The sequence below is a fragment of the Corallococcus sp. AS-1-12 genome, assembly GCF_020036995.1.
Classification (GTDB): domain Bacteria; phylum Myxococcota; class Myxococcia; order Myxococcales; family Myxococcaceae; genus Corallococcus.
The window spans coordinates 395,063-419,141 of the sequence record NZ_JAIQDD010000002.1 but is presented as its reverse complement, the minus strand read 5'-3'; the positions used below and the strand labels follow the sequence as shown (position 1 = coordinate 419,141).

Annotated in this window: 19 protein-coding genes; 4 read left to right on the top strand and 15 right to left on the bottom strand. The window is 70.4% G+C overall.

Annotated features, from left to right (window positions below):
- Positions 1 to 69: 69 nt before the first annotated feature.
- On the top strand, positions 70 to 1,662 hold the full coding sequence (locus K8556_RS04075; RefSeq protein ID WP_223738677.1) for a bifunctional UDP-sugar hydrolase/5'-nucleotidase: 1,593 nt from the start codon (positions 70 to 72) through the stop codon (positions 1,660 to 1,662).
- An 8-nt stretch (positions 1,663 to 1,670) separates the two neighbouring features.
- On the opposite strand, the gene K8556_RS04070 is transcribed toward K8556_RS04075, so the two are convergent.
- The 3 genes from K8556_RS04070 to K8556_RS04060 form a co-directional block, all read right to left on the bottom strand.
- Positions 1,671 to 2,450: a YdcF family protein gene (locus tag K8556_RS04070; RefSeq protein WP_223738676.1), complete on the bottom strand. Its 780-nt coding sequence runs from the start codon at positions 2,448 to 2,450 to the stop codon at positions 1,671 to 1,673.
- A 16-nt stretch (positions 2,451 to 2,466) separates the two neighbouring features.
- The gene (locus K8556_RS04065; protein WP_223738675.1) at positions 2,467 to 4,311 is read right to left on the bottom strand and encodes a serine/threonine-protein kinase; all 1,845 of its coding nucleotides are present in this window, start codon (positions 4,309 to 4,311) and stop codon (positions 2,467 to 2,469) included.
- A 61-nt stretch (positions 4,312 to 4,372) separates the two neighbouring features.
- Positions 4,373 to 5,218 carry an NAD(+)/NADH kinase gene (locus K8556_RS04060; protein WP_223738674.1) on the bottom strand — a complete coding sequence of 282 codons (846 nt, stop codon included), beginning with the start codon at positions 5,216 to 5,218 and terminating at the stop codon, positions 4,373 to 4,375.
- 121 nt (positions 5,219 to 5,339) lie between these two features.
- On the opposite strand from K8556_RS04060, the gene K8556_RS04055 reads away from it, so the two are divergent.
- Positions 5,340 to 6,677: a replication-associated recombination protein A gene (locus K8556_RS04055; RefSeq protein WP_223738673.1), complete on the top strand. Its 1,338-nt coding sequence runs from the start codon at positions 5,340 to 5,342 to the stop codon at positions 6,675 to 6,677.
- Between the two features lie 27 nt (positions 6,678 to 6,704).
- Here K8556_RS04055 and K8556_RS04050 read toward each other — a convergent pair whose 3' ends face one another.
- The 3 genes from K8556_RS04050 to K8556_RS04040 form a co-directional block, all read right to left on the bottom strand.
- On the bottom strand, positions 6,705 to 8,177 hold the full coding sequence (locus tag K8556_RS04050; RefSeq protein ID WP_206798313.1) for a sigma-54 dependent transcriptional regulator: 1,473 nt from the start codon (positions 8,175 to 8,177) through the stop codon (positions 6,705 to 6,707).
- On the bottom strand, positions 8,174 to 9,754 hold the full coding sequence (locus K8556_RS04045; RefSeq protein ID WP_223738672.1) for an ATP-binding protein: 1,581 nt from the start codon (positions 9,752 to 9,754) through the stop codon (positions 8,174 to 8,176). Before K8556_RS04045 ends, K8556_RS04050 begins: the two co-directional genes overlap by 4 nt.
- A gap of 167 nt (positions 9,755 to 9,921) precedes the next feature.
- Entirely contained in the window at positions 9,922 to 10,872 is a 951-nt protein-coding gene (locus tag K8556_RS04040; protein ID WP_223738671.1) for a diguanylate cyclase, read from the bottom strand.
- 137 nt (positions 10,873 to 11,009) lie between these two features.
- On the opposite strand from K8556_RS04040, the gene K8556_RS04035 reads away from it, so the two are divergent.
- Positions 11,010 to 11,798: a glycosyltransferase family 2 protein gene (locus K8556_RS04035; protein WP_223738822.1), complete on the top strand. Its 789-nt coding sequence runs from the start codon at positions 11,010 to 11,012 to the stop codon at positions 11,796 to 11,798.
- An 8-nt stretch (positions 11,799 to 11,806) separates the two neighbouring features.
- Positions 11,807 to 12,658, top strand: coding sequence for a ChbG/HpnK family deacetylase (locus K8556_RS04030; protein WP_223738670.1), 852 nt, complete (start codon positions 11,807 to 11,809; stop codon positions 12,656 to 12,658).
- Here the strand turns inward: K8556_RS04030 and K8556_RS04025 are convergent.
- From K8556_RS04025 to K8556_RS03985, 9 genes are all read right to left on the bottom strand, one after another.
- On the bottom strand, positions 12,637 to 13,296 hold the full coding sequence (locus K8556_RS04025; protein WP_223738669.1) for a class I SAM-dependent methyltransferase: 660 nt from the start codon (positions 13,294 to 13,296) through the stop codon (positions 12,637 to 12,639). The genes K8556_RS04030 and K8556_RS04025 overlap by 22 nt on opposite strands.
- Positions 13,293 to 14,423 (bottom strand): mannosyltransferase family protein, encoded by a 1,131-nt coding sequence (locus K8556_RS04020; protein ID WP_223738668.1) that lies wholly within the window; start codon positions 14,421 to 14,423, stop codon positions 13,293 to 13,295. Before K8556_RS04020 ends, K8556_RS04025 begins: the two co-directional genes overlap by 4 nt.
- Before the next feature lie 106 nt (positions 14,424 to 14,529).
- Positions 14,530 to 16,767 (bottom strand): fatty acid oxidation complex subunit alpha FadJ, encoded by a 2,238-nt coding sequence (gene fadJ, locus K8556_RS04015; RefSeq protein WP_223738667.1) that lies wholly within the window; start codon positions 16,765 to 16,767, stop codon positions 14,530 to 14,532.
- Positions 16,767 to 18,068, bottom strand: coding sequence for an acetyl-CoA C-acyltransferase FadI (gene fadI, locus K8556_RS04010; protein WP_223738666.1), 1,302 nt, complete (start codon positions 18,066 to 18,068; stop codon positions 16,767 to 16,769). Before fadI ends, fadJ begins: the two co-directional genes overlap by 1 nt.
- Before the next feature lie 117 nt (positions 18,069 to 18,185).
- Positions 18,186 to 19,229, bottom strand: a complete 1,044-nt coding sequence (gene hemE, locus K8556_RS04005) for a uroporphyrinogen decarboxylase (RefSeq protein ID WP_223738665.1) — start codon at positions 19,227 to 19,229, stop codon at positions 18,186 to 18,188.
- Between the two features lie 117 nt (positions 19,230 to 19,346).
- Complete coding sequence (locus K8556_RS04000; RefSeq protein ID WP_223738664.1) at positions 19,347 to 20,246, bottom strand: aldo/keto reductase; 900 nt, start codon at positions 20,244 to 20,246, stop codon at positions 19,347 to 19,349.
- The gene (locus K8556_RS03995) at positions 20,233 to 21,858 is read right to left on the bottom strand and encodes a hypothetical protein (RefSeq protein WP_223738663.1); all 1,626 of its coding nucleotides are present in this window, start codon (positions 21,856 to 21,858) and stop codon (positions 20,233 to 20,235) included. Before K8556_RS03995 ends, K8556_RS04000 begins: the two co-directional genes overlap by 14 nt.
- Before the next feature lie 51 nt (positions 21,859 to 21,909).
- Positions 21,910 to 23,538 (bottom strand): hypothetical protein, encoded by a 1,629-nt coding sequence (locus tag K8556_RS03990; protein ID WP_223738662.1) that lies wholly within the window; start codon positions 23,536 to 23,538, stop codon positions 21,910 to 21,912.
- A 160-nt stretch (positions 23,539 to 23,698) separates the two neighbouring features.
- Positions 23,699 to 23,869: a hypothetical protein gene (locus tag K8556_RS03985; protein ID WP_223738661.1), complete on the bottom strand. Its 171-nt coding sequence runs from the start codon at positions 23,867 to 23,869 to the stop codon at positions 23,699 to 23,701.
- Positions 23,870 to 24,079: the final 210 nt, after the last annotated feature.

Sequence of the window (24,079 nt, the reverse complement as noted above, 5' to 3'; positions counted from 1 at the left end):
CGCGCCGAGTGCGCTAGGCCGAGACGGGTTGGCGCTCCCCCCGTGCCCCCGCAAGAGAACGACTTCCCGATGATGAAGAAGACCGTGAGCACCTGGGCGGTGCTGCTGCCGCTCGCGATGGTGCTGGCCACCCGTTCCGCCGGGGCCGCCGGGCCGACGCCTCCCGCCGACACCGTCCGCCTCACGGTCCTCCACCTCAACGACGTCTACCAGTTCCAGCCCACCGCCCGGAACCGGGGCGGCCTGTCGCGCGTGGCCACGCTCAAGCAGCAGGCGCTGAAGGAGTCGCCGCACGTCCTCACGCTGCTGGCGGGCGACACGCTCTCTCCCTCCGTGGAGTCGTCCGCGGAGGTGGCGGGCGAGGCGCTCAAGGGCAAGCAGATGATCGACGCGTGGAACGCGCTCGGCCTGGACTACGCCACGGTGGGCAACCACGAGTTCGACTTCGGGGACGACGTGCTGCGCGCGCGCCTCCAGCAGTCGCGCTTCCCGTGGCTGGGCGCCAACGTGATGAGCGTGAAGTCGGGGCAGGTGTTCGACGGGCTCAAGGCGTGGGACCTGCGCGACGTGGGCGGCGTGAAGGTGGGCATCTTCGGCGTGGTGCTGCCGGAGACGCAGACGTCCTCCAAGCCGGGCAAGGACACGCGCATCACGCCGTTCTGCGAGGCGGCGAAGCGCGCCGTGGACGAGCTGCGGGCCGCGGGCGCGCAGGTCGTGCTGGGGCTCACGCACCTGGCGGTGGCCCAGGACCGGGAGCTCGCGAGGTGCGTGCGCGTGGACCTCATCATCGGCGGGCATGACCACGACCGCGTGGAGGAGACCGTCGCGGGCACGCCCATCCTCAAGCTGGACGAGGACGCCATCGACCTGGGCCGCGTCACGCTGGACCTGGACGCGAAGACGGGCGCGGTGAAGAAGCTCGCGTGGAAGGTCATCCCCATCACCGCGAAGACGCCGGACGACGCGGCGTTCGACGGACAGATGAAGCCCTACGCGCCGCTGCTGGCCACGCTGGCGGAGCGCGTGGGCCGCTCGCCGGTGGCGCTGGATGCGCGCAGCGCGCAGAGCCGGCTGGGGGAGACGAACCTGGGCTCGTTCCTGGCGGACGCGTTCCGCGAGGCGACGGGCGCGGACGTGGCGCTCGTGAACGGGGGCGCCATCCGCGCGGACCGGGTGCTGCCCGCGGGGACGATGACCCGGCGCGAGCTGTACTCGCTCATGCCCTACCGCAACGAGCTGGTGGTGCTGGAGGTGACGGGGGCGACGCTGCGCGCGGCGCTGGAGAACGGCGTCAGCCTGAGCAGCGTGGACGGCAAGCCGCCCGGCCGCTTCCCGCAGGTGTCCGGCCTGCGCTTCACCTACGACCTGAGCAAGGCGCCGGGCTCACGGGTGACGAAGGTGGACGTGAAGGGCAAGCCGATGGACGACGCGGCGAAGTACCGGCTGGCCACGCTGAGCTTCGTGGCGCAGGGCAACGACGGCTACGCGATGCTCAAGGACGTGCCCGTGCTGCCCGCGAGCCAGGAGCTCCCGTCGCCGTGGGACGCGCTCAGCAAGGCCTTCAGCACCGGCAGGCCCGCGCCCCGCGCGAAGCCCCAGGGCCGCATCACGGTCATCGGCGCGCCCCAGGGCGGCCTGCGCGCGCCCCAGTCCATGAAGTAGCGGAAGGCCTACCGCCAGGGCGCGGTCCAGCCTCGCGCCCGGTAGACGACCCGCCCCGCCAGCTCGCGCAGCATGTCCGTGCTCTGATTGAGCGCCCCCGAGCGCGGCAGCCAGCTCAGCTTCGAGGGGGGAATCGTCGAGGAGCGCAGGTCCACCGCGAGCGTGTCCGCCTTCAGCCCCACCGCCGCGAAGCAGCCCGCCGCGCGGGGCAGGTGCGCGGCGCTGGTCACCAGGAGCAGGGACTTCCAGCCGTGCGCGCGCACCAGCGGCTCCGACTCCAGCGCGTTCTCGCGGGTGTTGCGGCTGCGCCCCTCCTTCACGATGCGCTCGGGCGCGATGCCCCAGTGCTCCAACTGCGCGGCCAGCACGTCCGCCTCCACCACCGCCTCCGGCCTCGCGTCCAGGTTGCCGGCGGTGATGAGCACCTGCCGCGCCCGGCCGTCGTGCAGCAGCTCGAAGGTGCGCATCATCCGCTCCGGCGCGGCGTTGTACTCCGGCTGCCCCGAGCGCTCCGTGGCCGCCGCGTCCAGCCCTCCGCCCAGCAGGATGACCGCGTCGTAGACGACCTCCGGCCGGTACGTGCTCACCGCGTCCGCCTCCGTCGCGCGCGTCAGCAGCGCCACCGTCGGCTCGATGGAGAACACGTACAGCACGACCAGGGCCAGGAGCTGGGACGCCAGCGACAGGCGCCTCCACCGGCGCAGCACCACGCCCCCCACGCCCAGGATGAGCGCCCAGGTGAGCGGGGACAGCAGCAGGTCCAACACCTTCGAGAGGATGAGGAACATCGTCCGTTCGCTTCGACTACCGCGCCGTCTTCGCGTGGAGGTACTTGCGCGCCTCGGTGGCCGCGACGCCCCTGGGCCGCAGCTCCAGGTAGCGCTGGTATCCCTCGCGGGCCATCGAGTCCCGGTCCGTCAGCACGCCCACCCGGCCCAGGCCCAGGTGGCACTCCGCGGCCGTCTCCTTCAGCTCCAGGCACTTCCAGAACTTCTCCCCCGCCTGCAGCGCGCTGCCCGACGCCAGCAGCTCCTGCCCCAGCGTGTACGCGGCGCCCGCGTCCGGAGCACCCGCCATCCAATCCGAGGCCTCGCGCGATTCACCCCGGGCGATCGCCATGCTCCGCCTGCGGGGCGCCCCCTCCGGCGGCGACTCCTTGTCCTTCACCCGCGCGTCCACCACCGGCTCTGGCGGAGGCGGTGGGGGAGGCAGCCGCTCCAGCGTCACCTGCACGCGCTCCGGCACGGCGGCCTGCGACACGGTGGTCGCCCACGCCTGGTAGCCCACGAACCGGAGCTCCAGTTGGTGCGAGTCCTCGCCCGTGGCGACGTTCAGCACCGTCGGCGTCATCCCGACCTGCTTGCCGTCCCAGCGCACCTCCGCGCCCGGGGGCACGGAGACCACCTGGAGCTTGCGCGAGCCGGGCTCCGACAGGTCGGGCATCACCGCCCGCCCCACGAAGAACACCACCGCCGCGGCGATGACGGCCGCCCAGACCCAGCCGGGCACGCCCGCGCCCATGTCCGCCGCGGGGCCGCCGCCCACCAGCGCCCCGGGCACGTGCTCCTCCGGGAACGCCCGGGCGTGCGCGCGGTGCACCGCGGAGGCCCGCTCCGGCTCGTCCGTCTCCGCCGCGCCGCCCTCCCCCGTCCACACCGCCACCTGGCGCAGGAAGGACTCCGGGATCCGCGGCGGCTGGCCCGCGAGCTTCAGCTCCTCCTCGAAGAGCCAGCCCATCAGGTGGCGCAGCGTGGACGCGGGGAACAGCGGCGCCCGGTACGCCAGCCACTCCGCCAGCGCGCGCTGGAAGTCCTCCGCGCTCGTGAAGCGGTCCTCCCGCCTCAGCGCCAGCGCCCGCGACACCAGCGCCCCCAGCGACGGATCCAGGTCCGGGACGTACGCCTGCGGAGGCGTCACGTCCCCCCTGGCGATGCGCTCCATCACCGAGCCCTGGTCTCCCTCCACGGGCCTGCGCCCGGTGAGCAGTTCGAAGAGCACCACGCCGGCCGTGTACACGTCCGAGCGCGCGTCCAGCGCCTCCGCCCGCGTCTGCTCCGGGGACAGGTAGAGGAACTTGCCGCGCACCACGCCCGCGTCCGTCTCCTGCCGCCCGGCCCACTGCGCCTTCGCGATGCCGAAGTCGGTGAGCTTCACCTCGCCCTCGTAGCTCACCAGGACGTTGTCCGGAGACACGTCGCGGTGCACCAGCCCCAGCGGGCGGCCCTGCTCGTCGCGGCGAGTGTGCGCGTGGTGCAGGCCCTTGCAGACGTCCGCCATCAACTGCACGGCCAGCGGCGCCGGCAGGTGCGCCATGCCCTTCAGCTTCAGGCGCTTGAGCACCTTGGACAGGGGCTGCCCGTCCACCCACTCCATGGCGAGGAAGTACTCCCCCGCCTCCTGCCCGAAGTCGAAGACCTGGACGATGTTGCCGTGCGACAGCCCCATGGAGATGCGCGCTTCGTTGAGGAACATCTGCACGAAGGCGGGGTCCTGCGCGTACGGGTCCCTCACGCGCTTGATCACCACGGACCGGGACACGCCCTCCGCCACGGTGTAGCGCGCGCGGTGCACCACGGCCATGCCGCCCGCGCCCAGGCGCTCCTGCAGCTCGTACTTGCCGAAACGCGTCGTGTGCGCACCCGTCGTCACGGGCCGGACGCTACCCCACCGCTCACCTCCGAGGGGAGCCCCACCCCAGGGGCCCGGAGGCTCAGCGCTCACCCCAGTGGAGCTTCTGGCGGAGGATGGTGAAGAAGGCCACGCGCGGGTTTCGCACCAGGCCCACGCGGTTGGGCGAGCGCACCACCTCGATGCAGTCCCCGCCCTGGAGCGAGTGGCCCGTCTGTCCGTCCAGCGTGAGGTACGTGTCCGCGGTCTCGCTCTTCAGCGTGACGCGGATGGTGCGGTCCGCGGGCACCACGATGGCCCGCTGGGTCAGCGCGTGCGAGCAGATGGGCGACAGGATGGTGCAGTCCACCGACGGGTGCACGATGGGGCCGCCCGCGGACAGCGAGTACGCCGTGGAGCCGGTGGGCGTGGCCAGGATGACGCCGTCCGACTTGTACGTCGTGATGGGCACCCCCTCGATGGACGTCTCGTGGTCCGCGATGCGCGCGAGCGCGCCCTTGTTGATGACCACGTCGTTGAGGATTTCGTCCTCGATGAGGACCTTGCCGCCCCTCAGGAGCCGGCAGGAGAGCTTCATGCGCGAGTCCACGTGGAAGTTCCCCGCCAGCACGTCATCCAGCCGGCTGAAGAGCTCCTCCACGGGCACCTCCGTCATGAAGCCCAGGCTGCCCAGGTTCACGCCGATGATGGGCACGTTGCGTCCGCCCAACAGGCGCGCCGCGTAGATGAGCGTGCCGTCACCGCCCAGCACCACCACCAGGTCCGCGCGGGCCGCCAGCTCGCGGTCCTCGATGCGCGGCCAGTTCAGCGCATGCGCCAGGGCGCGGTCCGCCAGCACCGTCAGGTTCGGGTGGCGCTGGTGGATCTCCGCCGCCAGGGCGACGGCCTGCGGGGTGTCTCGCTTCGCGACGATGACGAGGGTCTGCACGCCCCCCGGGTTCTAGTCCAGCCGGCCAACCGTCCTCCCCAGGAAAATGACGCACCTGCTCGGCCCCGGACATCACAAGGGTGCGCGACGGGGCGGACAGGGCGCTAGGTTTGGAGGCCCCATGGACCTCTTCGACCACGCCAGCCAGAAGGAACAGGCCGTCCTGGCGCCGCTCGCCGAGCGCATGCGCCCCACCTCGCTCAGCGAGTACCTGGGACAGGAGCACCTCACCGGCGAGGGCCGCTTCCTGCGCCGCGCGCTGGAGAGCGACCAGGTGCCCAGCCTCATCCTCTGGGGCCCGCCGGGCACCGGCAAGACGACGCTGGCCCAGCTCATCGCGCGCTCCACCGGGGCCGCCTTTGAAACGATGTCCGCCGTGCTCGCGGGCGTGAAGGACATCCGCGAGACGGTGGCCCGCGCGCAGGACCGCTGGAAGCTGAACCGCCAGCGCACGCTGCTCTTCATCGATGAAATCCACCGCTTCAACAAGTCGCAGCAGGACGCGCTCCTGCCGCACGTGGAGAAGGGCACCGTCACGCTGATTGGCGCCACCACGGAGAACCCGTCCTTTGAGGTGAACGCCGCGCTCCTGTCTCGCTGCCGCGTCATCACCCTGCGCGGGCTGGAGCAGGAGGAGCTCATCGCCGTCATGCGCCACGCCGTCGCGGACCCGCGGGGCCTGGGCGGCAAGGTGGCCGTGGACGACGCGGCGCTGGAGTTCATCGCGGACGCGGCGGGCGGAGACGCGCGCAAGGCCCTCACCGCGCTGGAGGCCGCGGCGGCGTACGGCGGCAAGGCGGTGGACCGCAAGGTGGCGGAGGAGGCGCTCCAGCAGAAGATGCTGCTCTACGACAAGGGCGGCGAGGAGCACTACAACGTCGTCAGCGCGTTCATCAAATCCATGCGCGGCAGCGACGTGGACGCCGCGCTGTACTGGATGACGCGCATGCTGGAGGCGGGCGAGGACCCCGTCTTCATCTTCCGCCGCATGGTCATCTTCGCGTCGGAGGACGTGGGCAACGCGGACCCGCGGGCGCTGGGCGTGGCGGTGGACGCGCTGAGGGCCTTCCAGCTCATGGGCCTGCCGGAGGGCACCCTGCCCCTCACCCAGGCCGTGACGTACCTGGCGCTCGCGCCCAAGTCGAACGCGGTCATCGCCGCGTACGCCGCCGTGCGCGAGGCCGTGACGAAGGAGGGCGCGCTGCCGGTGCCCATGCACCTGCGCAACGCGCCCACGAAGCTGATGAAGTCGCTGGGGTACGGCGGCGGGTACAAGTACCCGCACAACTTCGAGGGCAACTACGTCCCGGAGGACTACCTGCCCGAGGCGCTGCGCTCCCGCTGCTTCTACACCCCGACGCGCAACGGCTTCGAGGCGGAGCTGTCCGAGCGCTACGAGGCCATCCAGCAGCAGCTCGCCGCGCGCAGGAGCGAGCGCGAGCCCGGGGAGGACGGCTGAAGCGCCGTCACTCCCCGAGGGGCCCCGTCAGGACACCGCTTCCAGGACGGGGCCCGGGCCGCTGTCCGAGTCCGGGCCCTTGGGCGAGCGCGGCTTCATGCTGCGGCCGGCGACCTCGTACTGCTTGAGCAGGCGGCGGAAGTTGGAGCGGTCCACGCCGGCCGCGCGCGCCGCGCTGGACACGTTGTGGTTGTTCTTCTCCAGGAGCGCGGACAGGTAGCGGCGCTCGAAGGCGCGCATGGCCAGGCGCTTGGCCTGGGCGTACGGCAGGTGCGCCAGGCTGAACACCTCCACCGCCGAGTCGGCCTGGGGCGCAGCCTGGAAGCCGGGCGGCAGGTCCTCCACGTCGATGGCGTCGTTGGCCGTCAGCACCACCGCGCGCTCGATGACGTTCTCCAGCTCGCGCACGTTGCCCGTCCACCGGTTGCAGGTGAGCGCCTCCATGGCGCGCGGGCTGATGCCGGTGACCTTCTTGTCCGCCTTGGCGGCGTAGACCTTGAGGAAGTGGTGCGCGAGCAGCGGCACGTCCTCCGGGCGGTCGCGCAGGGGCGGCAGGTCGATGGTGATGACGTTGAGGCGATAGAAGAGGTCCTCGCGGAACTTGCCCTGCTCCTTCGCGCGGGACAGGTCCACGTGCGTGGCGGCGATGACGCGCACGTCCACCTTCACGGGCTCGTTGGCGCCCACGCGCTTCACTTCCCCCTCCTGCAGGACGCGCAGCAGGCGGACCTGGGTGGCCGGGGGCACGTCGCCAATCTCGTCCAGGAAGATGGTGCCGCCGTCGGCCGCCTCGAAGAGGCCCTTCTTGTTGCCGGTGGCGCCGGTGAAGCTGCCCTTCACGTGGCCGAAGAGCTCGCTCTCCAGCAGCGTCTCCGTCAGGGCCGAGCAGTTGACGGCGACGAAGGGCTTGTCGCGGCGCGCGCTGCGGTAGTGGATGGCGCGGGCGACCAGCTCCTTGCCCGTGCCGCTCTCACCCTGGATGAGGACCGTGGCGGTGGAGTGGCTGACGGTCTCCACCAGCTTGAACACGGCGCGCATCTGCGAGGACTGACCGATGAGGTCCTCGAACTGGCTGCGCGCGGTGAGCGCCTCCTCCAGCGCGCGGGTGCGGTCCTTCAGCGCCTTGCGCTCGGCGGCCTTGGCCACCGTGAGGCTGACCTCGTCGATGTTCTCGAAGGGCTTGGTGAGGTAGTCGTACGCGCCCGCCTTCACCGCCTCCACCGCCGTCTCCACGGTGGCGAAGGCCGTCATCATGATGACCTCCACGTCCGGGCGGTCCGCCTTGATGGCGCGCAAGAGGTCCATGCCGGACAGGTGCGGCATCTTGATGTCGAGCACGACCACGTCGATGGACGGGTCCTTCGCCGCCGCGAGCCCCTCCACCGCGTCATCGATGGCGACGACCGGGTGGCCTTCCCGCTGGAGGATCTGGGTGACGGCCTTGAGGACGACGGAGTCGTCATCCACAACGAGGACCTTGGCGCGCTTGACTTGGTTCACGGCAACCTCTCGAGCTGCAGGGGAATAGGCAGGTAGACGGTGAAGCGGGAGCCCTGACCCACGTGGGTATCCACCTGGAAGGTGCCCCCGTGGTCCTGGACGATGCGATAGGCGATGGACAGCCCCAGGCCGGTGCCCTCGCCGGGCGGCTTGGTGGTGAAGGACGGCTCGAAGATGCGCGGCAGGTGACGCTCTTCGATGCCCGAGCCGGTGTCCGTCACCGCGAAGAAGGTCCGGTCGCCCTCGCGCCCCGTCTCCAGGGACAGGCGCCCGTCCGCGTTGGGGAGGGCCTGGAGGCCGTTCTGAAGCAGGTTGAGCACCACCTGCGCGAGCGTGCCGGGGTCGCCGTACACCTTGGGCAGCCCGTCCTTGAGGCCCAGCGTCAGCTCCACCTTGGGCATGGACTTGAGCTGCGCGCGGAAGAGCACCGCGGCGTCCTCCACGCACTTGGACAAATCAAAGAGGCGGCGGTCCTCCACGCGGCTGTGCCGGCTGAACTTCAGCAGGCTCTCCACGATGCGCTTGCAGCGCAGCGCGCTCTCTTCAATCAGCTTCAGCGACTCCAGGTCGCTCTCGCTGCGGCCCGCGTCGCGGGACATCAACTGCGCGAAGGCGAGGATGCCGCCCAGCGGGTTGTTGATTTCGTGCGCCACGCCGCCCGCGAGCTGGCCCACCGCGGCCATCTTCTCCGTCTCGATGAGCCGGCGCGTCATCGCCTGCTCCTCCGTGACGTCGCGGTAGGTGCACACCGCGCGGTCATCCCCCGCGAACGGGTACGCGGCCACCACGTAGCTGCGCCCGCCCTGCTGCACCTCTCCGCGCGCGCCCTTGCCCGTCTCCATGGCGGAGGGCAGCGGGCAGCCCTGGCACGGCGTGTCCCGGCCGAAGAGGTACTGGTGGCAGGGGACGTCCGAAGGGACCTCCTCGATGGAGCGGCGGGCCACCTGCGCGTAGGCCACGTTGGCCCGGCGCACCGCGAAGTCCCGCGCGCGCACCACCGCGAGCGGCGTCTCCATGCAGTCGAAGGACAGCTCCCACTCGCGCTTGGCCGTGGAGAGCAGGCGCGTGCGCAGCGCGACGCGCTCCTCCAGGTCCGCGTTGAGGTGCTTGAGCTCCGCGTTCTGCTCCTGGGTGACGCGGTAGAGCCGGTCGTTCTCCGCGTGGAGCGCGTACTGCTCGAAGGCGCTCTTCACCGTGAGGACCAGGTGGCTGTCGTTCCAGGGCTTGGAGATGAAGCGGAAGATTTCGGAGCGGTTGATGGCCTCTTCGATGGCCTGCTGATCCGCCTGCCCCGTCAGCATGATGCGCTGGGCGCGCGGCGCCTGGAGCTTCACCTGGGTGAGGAACTCCACCCCGTTCATCCCCGGCATGCGGAAGTCGGAGATGACGACCTCCGGCTGGAAGCGCTCCAGCGTGCGCAGGCCGGCCTCCGCGTCCGTCGCGGTCTCAATCTCCCACTCACCCCGGCGCAGCACCCGCCGGATGGACTTGAGGATGTTCTCCTCGTCGTCCACGAGCAGCAGCCGGCCGCGGGTGACCGGGTCCTGCGCCTGCGCTTGAGCTCCCAGGGTTCCCATGGACTTTCCGGAGTCCGACATTTGCAATGGCCTTGCCAAACCGGAGATTTGGATAAACCCCGGCAATCACGTCATTTTTCAGCGACATGACAAAAAGGGGCAAGGTCATCATAGACCCATGGGGACCAATGGGGTCAAACACGACTCAGGGTGTTTGACCCTCTGGGTCACCCAGCCCGGGAGGGCGGCGCGGAGAACAGGGGGGCGGGAGGGTGGAGGCAGATGCGGTCGCGGCCCTCGCGCTTGGCGCGGTAGAGGGCCTCGTCGGCGGTGAGCAGCAACTGCTCCGGGGTGAGGATGGCGCGGTGGGGGAAGCTGGAGACGCCCAGGGAGGCGGTGACGCGCAGGGCGCCCTCCGGGCCCGCGTGCAACTCGTTGATTCCCTTGCGGATTCGCTCCGCCACGGTGAGGGCGCCGGGCAGGTGGGTGCAGGGCAGGAGGATGGCGAACTCCTCACCGCCGTAGCGGGCCACCAGGTCCGTCTCGCGCACGCTGTGCTGGAGGGAGGCGGCCACCTCCCGCAGGACGCGGTCCCCGGCGCCGTGGCCGTGGGCGTCGTTGATGTTCTTGAAGTGGTCCAGGTCCATGAGGATGAGCGACAGGCTCTCGTCGTAGCGCTGCGAGCGGCGGAACTCCTCGCGCAGGCGCTCCTGGAAGTAGCGGTGGTTGTGCACCTGGGTCAGGCCGTCCGTCACCGCCAGGCGCCGCAGCTCCTCCACCTGGGAGTGAAGCGACTTCAACCGCGAGTGCGTTTCCAGGCTCCGGTAGAGCCTCAAACGCAGCTCTTCGTCGTCCCATGGGGTCAAAATCACCTCAGCCCCCCTGCGCAGCGCGGCCAGGCGCAGGGCCCGGTCCTCCGGAGGTGCCAGGACCACCATGGCGGGTCGGGGGGCTGGGGGCGGTGGGGTGAGGGCCTCCAGGAGCTCCTGGGCCTGCGCCTCGCCTGGGCCGCCGGAGCAGAGCAGGACGCCGTCTACCTCCTGGGTCAGCCCCAGCGCCTCCGGCCCGGACCGGGCCACACGCAGCGCGAAGTCCTCCGGGCCGAGCGTGCGCACCAGCTTGGGGAGCAGTGCCTGCGAATCATCCACGACCAGAAGCGTGTAGGGCTGGGTTTTCACCGTGTCCCCGTAAAATAATGACTACGCGGTACTATAAGGGTTTCCCACCAGAAGGGCCAAGAGGTTTGCCAGCGAGGGGGCCCTCTGCTAGCGAGCGCGCGTTTCCTTCCTGACGGAACGCGCGCGACATGACGACCGTGGCCAAGTACCCGAGCATCAGCCTCTTCTTCCCCGCCTGGAACGAAGAGGACTACGTGGAGCGCGCGGTGAGCCGCGCACTGGAGGTGCTGCCGAAGCTCACGGACGACTTCGAGATCATCGTCGTCAATGACGCCTCCACGGACCGGACCCAGGAGGTCTGCGACGCACTGGCGGCGAAGGTGCCGCAGCTACGGGTCATCACCCACCCGGTGAACCTGAAGCTGGGCGGGGCGATGCGCACGGGGCTGGCGGCGAGCTCGAAGGACCTGGTGCTGTACTCGGACATCGACCTGCCGTGGGACATGCGCGAGCTGGAGCGGGCGCTGCACCTGATGGACTACCTGGAGGCGGACATGATCTGCGCCTTCCGGTTCGACCGCACGAGCGAGGGCGCCAAGCGCATCGTGTACTCGTTCGTCTACAACGTGCTCATCCGGGCGCTGTTCGACATCCAGATCAAGGACGTGAACTTCAGCTTCAAGCTGATGCGCCGGCAGGTGCTGGAGTCCATGGAGCTCAAGAGCCAGGGCTCGTTCATCGACGCGGAGCTGGTGGTGAAGGCCATCCGCAAGGGCTTCCGCGTGTTCCAGATGGGCGTGGACTACTTCCCGCGCACGCGCGGCGTCTCCACGCTGGCCTCTCCGTCCGTCATCATGAAGATGGTGAAGGAGCTGGTGGCGCTGTACCCGGAGACGCGCTCGCCGCCGCCGCCGGGCAAGCCGGTGCGCCTGCCGCCGTCGGTGCAGCAGTTGCGCCCGGTGCCGGGCCACGCGGGGCGCGGGTAGGAACGGGCATGGCGTTTCGCACCCGCCTCATCGTCAACGCGGACGACCTGGGCCTGCATCCGTCGCTGGACGCGGGCATCCTCAAGGCGCACCGCGAGGGCATCGTGACCAGCGCGACGCTGCTGGCCATGGGCCCTTGCGCGGCGGAGGCCGTGGGCCTGGCGAAGGCGCAGGGGCTGGCGGTGGGCGTGCACCTGGCGTTGTCCACGCGGCTGCCCTGCGCGGCCCCCGCGGAGTCCGTGCGGACGGTGGCGCCGGGTGGAAGGCTCCGGGGCAACTGGGCGGAGTTCGCGAAGGCGTGGGTGACGGGGCGGGTGCGGAGTGAGGAGCTGGAGCGGGAGCTGTCCGCGCAGCTCGCCCGCGCGCGGGAGCTGGGCGCGCGGGTGGACCACCTGGACGGGCACCAGCACCTGCACCTGTTGCCGGGGGTGCGGCCGGTGGTGGAGGGGCTCGCAGCGCGCGAGGGCCTGCCCCTGCGGTGGCCGGATGCGCTGCCGCGCGCGTCGTGGCTGCGGGCTCCCGGGCCGGCGTTGAAGACGACGGTGCTGGCGGTGCTCGCGCGCACGGCGCCCCGGGCCCGGCCGGGCGTGCGGCGGGTGAGCGCGGGCGGGGTGTTCGAGGCGGGCCGGCTGGATGAGCCGGCGCTGCTCGCGCTGCTGGACTCGCTGCCGGAGGGGGACTTCGAGCTGGGGTGCCACCCGGGTGAGGGGGCTCCGCGGGTGCCGGAGGATCCGGCGTGGACCTATGGCTGGGAGGCGGAGCTGGCCGCGCTCACCAGTCCCCGCGTGAAGGCGAAGCTCGTGGAGCGGGGCATCGCGCTCGCGAACTACGGCGAGCTTCAGCGGGCCTCGGCGTCGTAGAGCAGGTGCGGCGTGGTGTAGCCCTGCCCCAGGCCCACCACTTCGCGCACCTCGAAGCCCGCGTCGCGCAGGAGCCGCACGCCGTCGACTCGCGGCTTGAGCACCATGCCGCCGCTGGCCTTGGTGCGCCCCAGCAGCGACACCATCACCCACTCCTGCGCGAGCGCCTTGGCGTGCTTCCAGGAGCGGTCGCCCTCCACTTCCTTCAGGAGGAAGCGGCCTCCGGGCTTGAGCAGGCCGCGCACGGACTGGAGGAAGCCGGGCCACTTCTCCTCGGGCAGCAGGTACAGCACGTCGCAGACCACCACCGCGTCCAGGGCGTGCGGCTGCGCCCTCGCGAGCTCCTCCACGGAGCCCACGTCCAGCGTCACGTTGGGCAGCCCGGACAGGGCCTGCTTCGCCCAGCGCACCTTGCGCTCGTCCAGGTCCACTCCGAGCACCCGTCGCTCCGGCGCCGCGAGCGCCATCACCGCGGACAGGAGGCCGTGCCCGCAGCCGATGTCCGCCACCGTCCCGGAGGGCACGCGCGACGCCACCGCGAGCAGCGGGGCCGAGGAGGCCCGCGCGTGCACGTGGAAGCGCTCGCTCGCGGGCAGGTGCGCGTACAGCTCCAGCGCCTGGGACATGAGCCCGCTCATGACACGTACTCCGCGGCTCCGTAGGCCGCCGCCAGCGCCAGCATCACGCAGGCGCTGGTCGCGAGCACGCCCCACCTCAGGCGGGGACGTTCGCGCAGCAGCAGCGCCAGCGTGAGGAACAGCGGGAAGGCGGCCAGCAGGTAGCGCCCCATGCCCATGAAGTCCTTGCTGGACAGGGCGGGCAATCCCACGATGGCCAGCGTGTACACGCCATAGCCCCACCCCAGCCGTTTCGCCGTGGGCCACACCAGCGCGAGCGCCCCCAGCGTGACGGCCGCGTGTCCCACCAGCCTCAGGCCGTCCGACAGCGACATGTCCCGGCTGAAGCCCTGGAACCAGCGCAGCTTCGCCCATGTGCGCCAGCCCGGCTTCTGGTCCCACCCCGGCGCGGACTGCACCTTCACGAACGCGAACGGTTCGCCAAACGCCTTCCACTGATAGAGCACGTACAGCACGAAGCCCGCCGCCGCGAACACCGGCAGCAGGTCCACCAGGCTCCACTTCAGGCCGCGCTCGTGCTTCCACTCCAGCCGCCGCGCCAGCAGGCCCACCACCAGCGCGGGCGCCACCGGCCGCGCCGCCGTGGCCACCGCCGCGAGCAGCACCGCCCACCCCAGCCTCCCCCGCTCCATCAGCAGGAACGCGCCGATGATGAGCAAGAGGAACAGCGCGTCCGAATACATCGCCCCATAGAGGAAGAACGCGAACGGATAGAACGCCAGCAAGAGCCCCGCGTTCCTCGCCGCCTCCTCATCCGCCCGCGTGCGCGCCCACAGCGTGAAGACGTACAGCGCGCCCAGGCCGCACAGCATGGTGACGAGCACGCCCGCGAGGAACGTGTCCAGGTGCAGGAGGCCCAGGCCTCGCAGCACCAGGGGGTACAGCGGGAAGAACGCCACCGGGCTCTGCTGGCCGGGCGTGTAGCTGTAGCCCACCTTCGCGATGTGCGCGTACCAGCCGGCGTCGAAGTGCGTCCAGCCCAGCAGGATGGGAGCGCCCGGCCACGTCAACCGCGCGGGGCTGTAGCCCTGCGGGAACGCCACCGCGGACAGCGTCACCAGCGCGGTGCACAGCGCCAGGGCGGCGAGCCCGGCGGTCAGGACAACACGAGGAGCGGAACGGACCATGTGGGCCATGCCCCTTGGTCCAGAACCGCCCCTCGCGTCAAGTCAGGCCCGGAAACAGGGAGAGCACCGTGAAGCGGCATCTCCCCTGCCCCGGTGCGTCATGCGCTCAGGACTCGTAGAAGCCCTTGCCGGCGCGCACCTTCTCCACCAGCAGCGGCGCGGGCGTGAAGCGCTCGCCGTACTTGTCCTGGTAGTGCTCCAGCTTGCGCAGCAGGTGGGCCGGGCCCAGGGCGTCCGCGTACCGGAACGGGCCGCCCAGGAACGGCGGGAAGCCCAGGCCGAAGATGGCGCCCACGTCGCCGTCGCGCGCGCTGCGCAGGATGCCTTCACCCAGGCAGCGGATGGCCTCGTTCACCATCTGCAGCGCGACGCGCTCGGCCATCTCCGCGGCGTCCAGGGACTTGCGGTCCTTGCCGTGCGGCAGGAGCAGGTAGACCTGCGAGTCCACCTCCTTCTTCTTCCCGTTCTCGTACAGGTAGAAGCCCTTGTTCGTCTTGCGGCCCAGGCGGCCGTCGGACACCACGCCCTCCAGCGCCTTGGGCGCCGCCATGCGCTTGCCGAACGCGGCCTCCATGATGGGCCCCACCTTCTGGGCCACGTCGATGCCCACCTCGTCCAGCAGCGTGATGGGCCCCACCGGGAAGCCGAAGTCCACCAGCGCCTTGTCCAACTGGACGATGTCCGCGCCCTCCGCCAGCAGGTACGCGGCCTCGTTCATGTACGGCGCGAGGATGCGCGACGTGTAGAAGCCCGGCCCGTCGTTGACGACGATGACCGTCTTGCCCTGCTTCTTGCCCACGTCCACGCAGGTGGCCGTCACCCACTCCGCCGTGCCCGGGTGCGTGATGATCTCCAGCAGCGGCATCTTGTGGACCGGGCTGAAGTAATGCATGCCAATCACCTGCGAGGGGCGCTTGCTGCCCTTCGCCAGCTCGCCAATGGGCAGGCTGGAGGTGTTGGACGCGAAGATGGTGTTCTCGCCGGTGACGGCCTCCACCTCCGCGATGACCTGGTGCTTGAGCTTCAGGTCCTCGAACACGGCCTCGATGACCAGGTCCACCGACTTGAAGCCGCTGTAGTCCGTGCGCGCGGTGATGTTGGACAGCTTCGCGTTGGACTCCAGCCGCGTGAGCGAGCGGCGCTTCACGCGCTCGTCCAGCACGGTCTGCACCTGCTTGAGCGCGCGGCCCGCGCCCGCGTCGTCCCGGTCCTTCACGCGCACCGGCACGCCCTGGAGCACGCCGGCCACGTAGGCGATGCCGCCGCCCATGAGGCCGCCGCCCAGCACGCCCACCTTCTTCACCTCGCGCGGCTTGAGGTTGGGGTTGGCGGTGCCGTTCTCCTTCTTCAGCGCCGTGGTGGCGAAGAAGATTTCGACCAGGCGCCGCGACACGTCCGTGAACACCAGCTCGCCGAAGGCCTTCGCTTCGGCCTCCAGGCCCGCCTTGCGGCCGGACTCCAGGCCCACGCGGATGACCTGCAGCGCCTTCTCCTGCGCGGGGTACTTGCCGCGCGTCTTCTTCAGGAGCTGCTTCCTGGCCTGGTCGAACATCACCTTGCGGCCGAGCGGGTTGTCCTCCAGCGCCGCCTCCTTCCAGAGGTCCTTGTTGATGAGCCCCTGGAAGATGCCGGCGATGCCCTTCTTCTTGCCGCTCTGGGCCACGGCCTTGAAGCCCTGGTGCGAGCGCTCCACCTTGAGCGTGCCCGCCGCCAGCTCCGCCGCGCGCTTGAGCGCGAGGTCCTTGAGCATGGGCACGGGGACGACCTCATCCACGATGCCCAGCTTCTTCGCCTTGGACGGCTTGACGTTCTTGCCGGTGAGGATGAGGTCCAGCGCGGCCTCCGCGCCAATCAGCGCGGGCAGCCGCTGCGTGCCGCCGGCGCCGGGGATGAGGCCCAACTGCGTCTCCGGCAGGCCCACCACCGACTTGGGGCTGTCCGTGACGATGCGGTAGTGGCACGCGAGCACCCACTCCAGGCCGCCGCCCAGGCACGCGCCGTGGATGGCCGCGACCACCGGCTTGGAGAAGGCCTCCAGCCGGTCGAACTGCTCGTGCGCGCCGCGGCTGATGGCCTCCACGTCCGCGGGCGTCTTCAGGGTCTGGAGGAAGTCGATGTTCGCGCCGGCGACGAAGTTGTCCTTCTTGCCGGAGATGAAGACGACGGCCTTCACCTCCGGGTCCCGCTCCGCCTGGAGGAGCAGGTCGGAGAACGCGGTGCCCACGTCCGGGGACAGCGTGTTCACCGGCGCGCCCGGCTGGTCCACGGTGATGACCGCGACGCCGCTCGTGACGTCGTAGCTCAAGCCCTGCTTCGCTTCGACTGCCTCTTGCTTGGTCGCCATCACGCACGCTCCAGGATGACCGCGGCGCCCAGGCCACCCGCGGCGCAGACGGTGCACAACACCGTGTTCTTGTTCCGACGCTTCAGCTCATTCAGGGCCTGCGTGATGATGCGCGCGCCCGTGGCACCGAAGGGGTGCCCGATGGAGATGGAGCCGCCCGTCACGTTCAGCCGCGAGCGGTCCACCTCGCCGACCGGCGCGTTGAAGCCCGCCTTCTTCGCGAACTCCTTGGACGCCAGCGCCTGGAGGTTGCTCGCCACCTGCGCGGCGAAGGCCTCGTGCATCTCCACCAGGTCGATGTCCGAAAGCTTCATCCCCGCGCGCTTGAGCGCCACGGGCGCCGCGTACGCCGGGCCCTGGAGCAACTGGTCGCCCGGGTCCGTGGCCGCGAAGGCGTGCGAGCGCAGGAAGCCCAGCGGCTCGTAGCCCAGCGCCTTCGCCTTCTCCTCGCTCATGAGCAGGAGCGCCGCGGCGCCGTCCGTCAGCGGGGACGCGTTGCCGGCGGTGACGCTGCCATAGCGGCGGTCGAACACCGGCTTGAGCTTGGACAGCGCCTCCAGGCTGGTGTCCTCGCGCACGATGTTGTCCTTCGTGGCGGTCTGCTCGTACTTCGGCGGCACGGTGACGTGCATCACCTCGCCGTCGAACAGGCCCTCCTTCCAGGCGCGGGCCGCGTTCTGGTGCGAGTTGAACGCGATGAGGTCCTGCTCCTCGCGGGTGATGCCGTTCTCCTTGGCCATCTTCTCCGCGCTCTCGCCCATCGTCTCGCCGGTGGAGTACTCGGCGATGGCGGGGGGCACGGGGATGAGGTCCTTGGCCTTGAGCTTCTGGAAGGGCTTGAGCTTGTCCGGCAGGCTCTTGCCCTTGGACGACGCGGCGAGCGCGTGCGCCAGCGGGCGGCTGGTGAAGATGGGCGCGTCCGACAGGGACTCCGTGCCACCGGCGATGACGACGTCCGCGTCGCCCAGCGCGATGGCGTTGGCGCCCGCCACCATGGACTGGATGGACGTGGCGCAGGCGCGCGCCACCGTGAAGGCGTCAATGCGCTTGGGCAGGCCCGCCGCCAGCACCACTTCACGCGCGATGGAGGGCGCGGTCAGCGTGGGGATGACCTGTCCGAAGACGACCTGGTTGATTTCGTTGGGGTCCAGGTCGCTGCGCTGCACCAGCTCCTGGACCACCATGCGGCCCAGGTCCAGCGCCGTCAGGTTCGCGAAGACGGTGCCCGCCTTCGCGAACGGCGTCCGCAGCCCCCGGACGATGGCCACCCGCCGGTGGCCGTTGCGCTTCTCGCTTGCCATGTGTGCCTCACCCTCTGTGAACCGAGTGAGGCGCTTCTAACGGCGGGCAATGCACCGCGTCAACGCTGGATTGATTCTTGAGTCAACTGCTCGCCAGATGGCCGGGCAGGGACTTGTTCAGTCGAGCGTGCCCTGGCGGAGGGCGGCGCCGTGCTTGTGGACGGCGTCCACGAGGAACTTCGCGGCGTCCGGGTCGGTGGGCGGGAGGATGCCGTGGCCCAGGTTGAAGATGTGCCCGGTGGGGCCGGCGCGGCGGAGGATGTCCTTCACGCGGCCGTCCAGCTCCTCGCGGGGGAGGAAGAGGTGGAGCGGATCCAGGTTGCCCTGGGTGGCCACGTCCGGCCCGAGGATGCGGCGGCCCTCGTCCACGGGGCAGCGCCAGTCCAGGCCGATGACGTCCGCGCCGGTGCGCTTCAGGAGCGGCAGGTGCGGGGTCATGTTCACGCCGAAGAGGATGACGGGGACGCCGGTGGCCTTGAGCTCCGTGACCATGCGGGTGAGGTACGGGAGGCTGAAGCGCTCGAAGTCCCAGGGGGACAGCTCGCCGCCCCAGGAGTCGAAGATCTGGACGATCTTGGCGCCGGCCTCCACCTGCATCTTGAGGTACGGGATGAGGGTGTCGGTGAGCTTCTGGAAGAGGCGGTGGGCGACCTCCGGCTGCTCGAAGAGGAGGCGCTTGATCTGGATGTAGCTCTTGGAGCCGCCGCCCTCGACCATGTACGCGGCCAGGGTGAAGGGCGCGCCCGCGAAGCCGATGACGGGCACGGAGTCGTTGAGGGCCTTGCGCGTGCGGCGGATGGCCTCCGCGACGAAGCCGGTGCCTTCGACGGGGTCGGGGACGCCGAGCTTGTCGATGTCCGCGGGCGTGCGCAGGGGGTTGGGGAAGTGGGGGCCCTTGTCGCCCAGCTCCAGGTGGATGCCCATGGCCTCCACGGGGATGAGGATGTCGGAGAAGATGATGGCCGCGTCCACGCCCAGGCGGGTGATGGGCTGGACGGTGACTTCGGCGGCCAGGTCCGGGTCCTTGCAGAGGTCCAGGAACGCGATGTTGCCGCGGATGGCGCGGTACTCGGGCAGGTAGCGGCCCGCCTGACGCATCAGCCACACGGGGGTGGTGTCGGTGGGCTGGCGGCGCGCCGTGCGCAGGAGTCGGTCGTTCACGTCGTCACCTTCGGGGCAGGGAGGAGGTCGGGAGACCCTGCCTATTTACGGGAAACGCGGGCGAATGGGCCCAGAACGTTTCCCTCCTCTGGACGCTCCCCTCCGGGCCAGCCGGATTCAGAGCACCCGGCGACGGTGCGGCAGCAGGGACTCCATGCGCCGGAGCTCCTCGGGGGTGAGGTCCAGCGTCGCGGCGCCCAGCGCGTCCTCCAGCGTGGAAAGCCGGCTGACGCCCGGGATGGGCACCACGCACGGCGAGACGGTGCGCACCCAGGCCAGCGCGAAGCGGTGGACGGAGACGCCCCGCGCACCCGCCAGCTCCCTCAGCCCCGGAAGGGCTTCCAGCTCCTTCACCCGTCCCGGCCCTCCCAGGGGGCTCCAGGCCAGGAACGCCAGGCCCTCGTCCTCGCAGCAGGCGATGACGTTGTTGAAGACGGAGGCCCGCTGCCAGGGGTTGAGCTCGTTCTGCACCGAGACAACGGGCACCACGCGCCGTGCGCGCTGGAGCAGCGGCAGCGACACGTTCGACAGGCCGATGTGCCGCACCCAGCCCTGGTCCACCGCCTCCCGCGCCACCGCGAGACACGCTTCCAGGGGATGGCGCGGATCCACGGCGTGCAGCTGCCAGAGGTCGATGGGCTTCTGTCCCCCCAGCGCCTCGAAGCTTCCCCGGATGGCGCGGCGCAGGTGCTCCGGCTCCGCGTTCACCACCCACGCTCCGCCCGGGCGCACCATGCCGCCCTTGGTGGCCACGGTGACGCCGGACGTGTCCCCTGGGTAGGACTGGAGCGCCCGGTGGATGAGCCGCTCGTTCTCGTGCTGCTCGGAATCATCCCGGCCGTAGGAATCCGCCGTGTCGATGAGGGTGACCCCCAGCGCCAGCGCCCGGTGCAGCACGGCGATGGCGTCCGCCTCGGCGGGCCGGCGCGTGGACGACAGGTGGAGGGCACCGAGCCCCACACCGCCCACGCCGGGCAGGGCCGGGCCGCCCTCCCGCAAGGCCTCAGGCCACGGCATGGTGGGAGGCCGTGATGTGTTTGAGGAGGCGTCCGAGGCAGCGGTCGGAGTAGCCGAGCAGCTCCCGGACGGCCTCGTCGGGACGCGATGCCCCAACCTCGCGCGCCGCCTGGTACTCCACCCAGGGCACCTCCCGGAGCACGTTCGAGACGCGCTGGCGCACGCCCCTGAAGCGCGCGGCCACGTCCGCGGGCCGCTCCGCCAGGGGAGCGGATGCCGGGGGTGCATCGAAGCCCCCGGGCACCGTCCGCCCCAACGCGGCCATCACCTCGCGGGCGCGCGCCGTCTCCACGGCCTCCAGGTGAGCAATGAGCGCCGGGACCGTGATCGCCTCGGACGCGCCGGGCACTGGCGCGACGGGCCTTTCCAGATCCGCCGGCGAGAGGTGGGCGAGGCGCGTGGCGAACTCCCGGGCCTCACGGTCATAGAGGTCCAGCAACAGGTGGACGTACGCGCCGCCGGGCGGAGGGGCGGGGTCGAACGTCCGCAGCAGGCCGTTGAGCCAGTCCAGGAAGCGCTGGCCCGCGAGGCCCAGCTCGTCCCTGGCGCCCATCAGCTTCTCCCCCAGGTAGGTGGCCCGATCGAAAGACTGCCGCAGGGAAAGCTCCAGCTCCGGGATGTTCACCGGACCGAAGCGTGGCTGCAGCTCCACGGCGCGCTCCCGGGCCCGGGCGAAGAACAGCGCGAGCGCCGTGTAGACGTGCGTCACGCTGATGGAGCGGTTGACGTGCCACTGGCTGGCGCCGCTCAGCTGGACGCGATGCCATGGCGGGCTGATGACCGGGGACTCCTCTACCGAGTAGCCCTTGCGCAACATCGAATGGGTGTGCTCCAGGTCCATGAACTTCTGGTGCAGCCCCTCGTGCAACAGGTACTCCGCCACGGACCAGGGCGTCTGGAGCACGTTCGGCGCCAGGAAGATGGTCCCGAGGATGAAGGGATTCGTCAGCGACGTGAACGCCGGCTCCTCGCCGGGCATCAGGGGCCGCCGCGCCGGCACGTCCGCCATCACCACGACCTGGACGTGGGACAGGGCGCTGCGTGCAAGGTCGGGAAGCAGCGTGTCCAACAGCGCCATTCCCCGCACCAGGTTGTCCAGGAGGCGGGCGTCGGGCGTCGCGGGGGTGAGGTGGGGCACGCGCTCGTGGAGGAGTGCCCGGAAGTGACGCGCGAACGCGTCCTCCTCCCGCTCCTCCTGCCAGATCCAGCCATGGTGGGCGGCCGTCCCCAGACGGCGCGGCGCCGGGACTCCCACCGCCAGCGGCGAGCACCCCGGAGTCGCCAGATGGGTGGCGGCCTGCCGCAGCAGGCTCGCGCACTCCGCCGCGTCCGGCTGCGGAAGGTGGAGCCGGTGGTGCCCGAGCAGCTTGTGGACGGCGGAGCGGAACACCGGATCCCCGATGGTCCGCGTGCGCCCCACCGGGTCCGCCGCACGCAGGGCCTCCAGGACGGCGGCGGCCTCCGGCACGTCCGGGGCCAGCATGGCCAACTGCCGCTCGTACCGACTCAGGGTGCAGCCATTGATGTAGTCGCCGTCACCAAACGGGCGCATGAGCGCCAGCGACCTCTCCACCTCATGCAGGACTTCGGGAGCCAACGTGGCGAAAGCCATGGGGTGCCTCGGGAAGGGGAATGACGCGGACAGGAGGTTTTCCGGGACGCCTCAACCGGGAGGGGCCGCGTGGCGGGGCTGGAAGCGCGCCGCCGCCATGTCGTTGAGCTGGGTGCCCGAGGTGACCACCATCTCGCGCACCAGCTCGGACAGGGGCTTCTCGGATTGCACCTCCCGCATCCCGACGAGGCGCTCCGCCGGGACGGCACGCAGCAGGCTCGCTACCGTGCCCCGGGTCGAGTTGAGGAAGCGGGGCAGCTCCGCGTCAGTGACCTCCGACAAGCGTGACGTGGAGATCCGCTCCGCCTGCTCGCGCAGGGAAGCGCTCGCGGTGGCGTCACCCAGCGTGGCGGCGATTCTCACCGCGACCCCCAGTTCGTCACGCAGCATCTCCGAAACCGCCCGGCGCAACCCCTGCCCCCGCTCCGCCGAGACGGCCTCTGGCATCTCCCGCAGCCCCTCCAGCAGCACGTTGAAGTCCTTGGCTTCGCGCTCGTAGAGGTCCAGGAACAGGTGGGCGTTTCCGTCTTGAGGGAGGTGTCCCGCCCCCAGCTCGTTCAACAGCCCCATCATCCAATCCACCATGCGCTGGCCCCCGATGCCCAGTTCCTCCCAGCACTCGCGACGCAGCGCGCCTCCCAGGAAGTACGCGCGCTCCAGCGAGCGGCGCTTCTGCAAGACGGGGTCATACCCGTTCAGCGGGCCATGGACGGCCTGGATCCGCTCCGGGTCCCGCGCCAGCCGCTCCGCGTAGAGCGCCAGGTGGACATAGACATGCATCGCCGCGAGTGAGCGGCAGGCGGGCCACTCGTTCGTGGCCTCCGGATGCCAGCGATTCCAGAGCGAACGGATGACCGGGGAGCGGTCCGAGTTGTAACCCCTCTTCAGGATGGCGTGGGTGTGCTGCACGTCATGCAGCTTCAGGTGCAGGGACTCATGCAGCAGGCTCTCCGCGGCCTTGTAGGGATTGCGCAGCATCCCCATGCTCAGGAACAGGGCCCCGGGAATGGTGAAGGTGGTGAAGGAATCATAGGAGAAGCGACGCTTCGGATTGTCCCAGTCCCGCCGGTTCAGCACGTCCGTCACGCCAATCAGGTAGGCATGGTCCAACACGCTGCGCGAGACCTGGGGCAGCACGTCCTCCAGCAGGGCCACCGCGCCGCGCAAGACGCCCAGCGAGGCTTCGTCCGGCGTGCGCAGCAAGGACCTGGACTTCTCCTGGTCGAACAGTTGGCGGAAGCCCTGCGCCCACACGTCCTCTTCGCGCTCGTCGCACCAGACCCAGGGATGGTGGGCGGCGTCCCCCACACGCAGCCTGCGTGAGGCGCCCCGCTCCGTGGGGGCTTCGCGCCGCCCTTCCGCCAGCAGCCGGCGGGCGTCCTCGAACACGGCCCGGTAGCGCTCCAAAGGAAGGTCCTGCACCCCGTTCTCCAGCCCCCCCAGCGCGGCGTTGAGCGTGGCGCGCAGGACGGTGTCGCCCAGCACCGGGTAGCGCGCCTCCGGCGAGGCCGCATTCCATGCGGCGAGCAGGGGCTCCACTTCCGGCAGGCGGCGGACGAGCAGTTCCAACCGCCGGGTGTAGAAGAGGACGGAGCGGTCATTGATGTAGCGCCAGTCCCCGAAGGGGACGTTCAACGCCATCGCTGCTTCAATCTCATCCAAGGTCCGAGGCTCGTTCATGCTCATGGCCATCACCACCGTGCGAAGGGAACTGTGTCCACGGCCCCCGTGAAAAAGGTGCCAGAGGTCACGGCCAGGCAGCACCGCGCCTCCGGCGCGACGGTCCATTTCCGCTGACGCGTCAGGCCCGCCGATTGAAGTACGGGTCAGCCGCCGCGACTCAGTCCGGCTTCAGGCCCGAGTACGTCGACTTGCAGTAGGTACCGTCGCACTTGACGGGCACGCTGATGAGACCGCCCGTGACCGCCTCGAGGTCATCCGGGGACAGCTGCGAGTCCTTGATCCAGGACTCCAACACCGGCGCGCTGTTCTCGGGGGTTTCGTTCTTCATGGTCTGCCTCTTTCACAGGGAACTGCGAGTGATGTGGCGTGCATGACGGGTCTCCGCTCCGGTCCCTGGGCTCCGAAAGGGCATGAAGCCACGGACGCGAGCCTCCCCCCGACAGGCAATGGCATCATTCACTTTCCGTCAATGAATTACAAGACTCAGAACCAACAAACCTGTGTTTCCGAACTTCCAAATCAACCACCGAAAAGGCTT

Coding starts and splice junctions, on each gene's coding strand:
- K8556_RS04075 (WP_223738677.1), top strand. CDS start 70: ATGATGAAGAAGACCGTGAGCACCTGGGCGGTGCTGCTGCCGCTCGCG.
- K8556_RS04070 (WP_223738676.1), bottom strand. CDS start 2,450: ATGTTCCTCATCCTCTCGAAGGTGTTGGACCTGCTGCTGTCCCCGCTC.
- K8556_RS04055 (WP_223738673.1), top strand. CDS start 5,340: ATGGACCTCTTCGACCACGCCAGCCAGAAGGAACAGGCCGTCCTGGCG.
- K8556_RS04045 (WP_223738672.1), bottom strand. CDS start 9,754: ATGGGAACCCTGGGAGCTCAAGCGCAGGCGCAGGACCCGGTCACCCGC.
- K8556_RS04030 (WP_223738670.1), top strand. CDS start 11,807: ATGGCGTTTCGCACCCGCCTCATCGTCAACGCGGACGACCTGGGCCTG.
- K8556_RS04025 (WP_223738669.1), bottom strand. CDS start 13,296: ATGAGCGGGCTCATGTCCCAGGCGCTGGAGCTGTACGCGCACCTGCCC.
- K8556_RS04020 (WP_223738668.1), bottom strand. CDS start 14,423: ATGGTCCGTTCCGCTCCTCGTGTTGTCCTGACCGCCGGGCTCGCCGCC.
- fadJ (WP_223738667.1), bottom strand. CDS start 16,767: ATGGCGACCAAGCAAGAGGCAGTCGAAGCGAAGCAGGGCTTGAGCTAC.
- fadI (WP_223738666.1), bottom strand. CDS start 18,068: ATGGCAAGCGAGAAGCGCAACGGCCACCGGCGGGTGGCCATCGTCCGG.
- K8556_RS04000 (WP_223738664.1), bottom strand. CDS start 20,246: ATGCCGTGGCCTGAGGCCTTGCGGGAGGGCGGCCCGGCCCTGCCCGGC.
- K8556_RS03995 (WP_223738663.1), bottom strand. CDS start 21,858: ATGGCTTTCGCCACGTTGGCTCCCGAAGTCCTGCATGAGGTGGAGAGG.
- K8556_RS03990 (WP_223738662.1), bottom strand. CDS start 23,538: ATGAACGAGCCTCGGACCTTGGATGAGATTGAAGCAGCGATGGCGTTG.
- K8556_RS03985 (WP_223738661.1), bottom strand. CDS start 23,869: ATGAAGAACGAAACCCCCGAGAACAGCGCGCCGGTGTTGGAGTCCTGG.